The sequence below is a fragment of the Segeticoccus rhizosphaerae genome (assembly GCF_009192725.1).
In the GTDB taxonomy this organism is placed as follows: Bacteria; Actinomycetota; Actinomycetes; order Actinomycetales; family Dermatophilaceae; genus Segeticoccus; species Segeticoccus rhizosphaerae.
Genome location: NZ_VOHR01000666.1, coordinates 1 through 739, shown reverse-complemented (window position 1 = coordinate 739; position 739 = coordinate 1). Strand labels below are relative to the sequence as shown.

Sequence of the window (739 nt, the reverse complement as noted above, 5' to 3'; positions counted from 1 at the left end):
AATCCGCACGCAGGCCGGAGAGCGCAAGTGTTCGATATCGGCGCCAGCGAGCTGCTGGTGATTGTCATCGCGGCGATCCTTGTGATCGGCCCGAAAGACATGCCGAAAGCCATGCGCATGGCGGGCCGCTGGATCGGCAAGATGCGCCGCATGTCCAACCATTTCCGCGCCGGTGTCGACGAGATGATCCGCCAGTCCGAGATCGAGGAGATGGAGGACAAGTGGAAGCAGCGGAACGAACAGATCATGGCGAAGTATCCGACCGGCGATGAAGCCGCCGGGGGAGCGCCGGAGGATCTCGTGCCTCCGCAAATGGAGCCGATCGACCCGCCACCGCTGCCCGAGGAGGCCGATGCCGCCGCCGAGGCTGCGATCAAGCGGGCGGTACCGACCAGGGCGCCCGAACACTCCGACGAGCCGCCGCTTCCCCTCGAACCTCCGCCGACAAAGGACAGCTGAGGTGGCGGTCATCAAGGACATCGACGACACGCAGGCCCCGCTGCTCGACCATCTGATCGAATTGCGCGCGCGGCTGGTGCGCTGTGTTGCCGCGCTGGTCGTCGCTTTCGCCATCTGCCTCTATTTCGCGGACCCGATCCTTGGCTTCCTGATCCAGCCGCTCAAGGGCGCCTTCCCCGATGGCGAGGGGCAGCTGATCTTCACCAAGCTCTACGAGGTTTTCTTCGTCGAGCTGAAGGTGGCGCTGTTTGCAGGCTTCTGCCTCAGCTTCCCGATCATC

At 64.3% G+C, this 739-nt stretch carries 2 protein-coding genes; both read left to right on the top strand.

All coding sequences use genetic code 11. The features are described from left to right. On the top strand, positions 1–459 hold a 459-nt coding region (gene tatB, locus FRW57_RS22400; RefSeq protein WP_203230515.1), incomplete at its 5' end, for a Sec-independent protein translocase protein TatB. A gap of 1 nt (position 460) precedes the next feature. Then, positions 461–739 (top strand): twin-arginine translocase subunit TatC (locus FRW57_RS22395; protein WP_203230514.1); only part of this gene is annotated, 279 nt, incomplete at its 3' end.